Consider the following 2,416-nt stretch of genomic DNA (forward strand, 5'->3'; position numbering starts at 1 on the left):
ACTCGTCGCGATGCTCTCGCACCATGCGAACTGCACGCTCGCGGACCTCAGCAGAAAACTTGTTCGACTTGTTCATAGCTCCATTCTCTCAAGAGTTGGAGCCTCCACCAAATCCGGGGCGATTCACGTCCAGCCTCTTCGATCTCTGCGCGTACCCACCTCTTAGCTTTTCAGAAAGCCGGTCGAAATCCATGGTACGGCTGCAATCACCAGGATGCCGATGAACAGTGCCGCCATATAACCCATGATCGGACGAATGCCCAAGTTCGGCGAGATCTTGCTGACTGCACACGCGCCGTAATAGCCGACCCCGAACGGTGGCGAGAACAGACCCAAACCCATCGAAAGAATGACAACCATCGCGTATTGGACTTCATGGATGCCGACCGCCCGGGCAATGGGGAACAGTAACGGCCCGAAGAGCACGATGGCTGGTATTCCCTCGAGGACGCTGCCCAAGACGATGAACATGAAGATCGATACGACCATGAAGGTGAGCGCGCCCCCTGGCAGATGCTGCATGAAATCCGCCAGTCCGTGAGAGAAGCCGGACTGTGTGAGCGCCCACGCCATCGCTGTAGCCGTACCGATGATGATGAGGATTGCACCGGAAAGAGCGGCCGTCTCCACGAGCATGGGGCCAACACGCTTCCAATCGAAGCATCGATACACCAGGAGCCCGGCGACAACAGAGTACGCGATGCCGACTGTCGAAACTTCCGTCGCCGTGGCCACGCCTTCCACCACAGCCATGCGGATGACGACCGGAAGGGCCAACGCCGGGATCGACACCACAAAAGCCTTTCCGACCAAGGACCACGCGGCCTTCGTGGAGGACGTGGGCTCGAATCTTCGGGCCCGCCACCAGACAAGCATGCACAACATGAACGCCAGGACGAGCCCCGGCAGCAGACCACCCGTAAAAAGCGCAGAAATCGATACGCCAGTAACCGATCCGATCGTGATGAGGACGATGCTTGGCGGAACCGTTTCGGTCTGTGCGCCAGTTGCCGATAGTAGGGCAACGAGTTCGCCGGGATTCTCCCCACGCTTTTTCATCTCGGGGAACAGGATCGGAGCAACGGCCGCCATATCGGCCGCCTTTGAGCCCGAAATCCCGGAAATCAGGTACATCGCGCCAACCAAAACATACGAGAGACCGCCCCGAACGTGGCCCAGCAACGATGCGAGGAAGTTGATCATCGCCCGTGCCATCCCTGTCATCTCAATGAGAAGCCCGAGGAAAATAAACATCGGCACCGCCAACAGAAGGATTTGAGACATTCCTTCATCCATGCGGCTGACGACGATTTCCAACGGCATGGCGGTCGACATCGAAAGATAAGCGAACACGGAAAGGCCGAAGGAGAATGCGATGGGCATTCCGCTCAGGACGGTGAATCCGACTACACCAACGAAGAAAATCGCTAAGTTCAGGTTTCCAAGCGATTGCAAAACAGGCCCGGCATGTTCCAGCGCAAACACGGTCACCAGCGACACCGCGATCCCGGTGATAGCGGTCTTCCAACCGATTGCTAACAACTTGACCACGCAGATCAGGAGCATCGACACAATCCCGAAGACGATAGCCGCGACGCGCAGGCAGTCATTGATCTCCATTGTCGGGGTCAAAATGTCCCACTGCTGCTTGATGTAAGCGATCGACGGAACAAGTACGAGTCCGAGAAAAAGCATGCTCGCGACCATCGAAATGGTGTCCCACAAGGGGTCCCAGTGCTCGCCCATGCGGTTGACCAGTGCCGTCATGCGCATGTGGCTTCCTCGATGCAACGCCGTAGCGGCACCTGTCATTGCGAGCCACAGAAACAGGATGGCAGCAAGTTCGTCGCTCCAGATGAGCGGGTGGTGCAGGACATAACGAGCAACGACGCCGCTGAAAAGCAGGATGACTTCTGCCAGGACCAACAGCGCCGCAGGCACGGAGACGATCAAGCCGAGCGCGAAGTCCACACGGGACAGCCAGCGGGGCATCGCCTTCGTTGTGTGGTGGACGGTTGCGCTGGTCTGTTGTTCGAGTGCGTCGTCCAGGTCTTTCAGCGTTTGCGTTCTCATCCCAGCTTCCCCGTGTATTTCTCCATAAGAGCCCATTCTTCGTCGCCGAAGAATTGCTTCTGCTCCGTGTAGAAATGCGCAGATTTCAGGGCTTGGCGGAACGCATTCGCGTCAGCGGTGTTAAACGCAAGCCCTCTGCCCTCGAGCGTCTTCTGCAGGGATGCGTTCAGTTGAATCACGTCCTGCCGTTGCTTCAAAGCACCCGCATTGAGGTGCTTTGGGGGTGACCCGTTTCCGAGGACGGTTAAGCAGTTGAATTTCGACCGGGCTGATGTCCTCCAGGTTGAGTGGTTGTGCGAGTTGTCCACGGTCGGTCGGCGGGTCGCCTATCACGACCACGACG

General features: G+C 57.7%; 2 protein-coding genes. Both read right to left on the minus strand.

Going from position 1 to position 2,416, the window contains the following annotated elements:
• Positions 1 to 162 precede the first annotated feature (162 nt).
• Positions 163 to 1,992, minus strand: a complete 1,830-nt coding sequence (locus tag GWC77_RS27330; protein ID WP_254367220.1) for a TRAP transporter large permease subunit — start codon at positions 1,990 to 1,992, stop codon at positions 163 to 165.
• Between the two features lie 77 nt (positions 1,993 to 2,069).
• Entirely contained in the window at positions 2,070 to 2,252 is a 183-nt protein-coding gene (locus GWC77_RS27335) for a hypothetical protein (RefSeq protein ID WP_173262495.1), read from the minus strand.
• Between the last annotated feature and the right edge of the window lie 164 nt (positions 2,253 to 2,416).

The sequence above is a fragment of the Paraburkholderia sp. NMBU_R16 genome (assembly GCF_013282575.1).
Taxonomy (GTDB): domain Bacteria; phylum Pseudomonadota; class Gammaproteobacteria; order Burkholderiales; family Burkholderiaceae; genus Trinickia.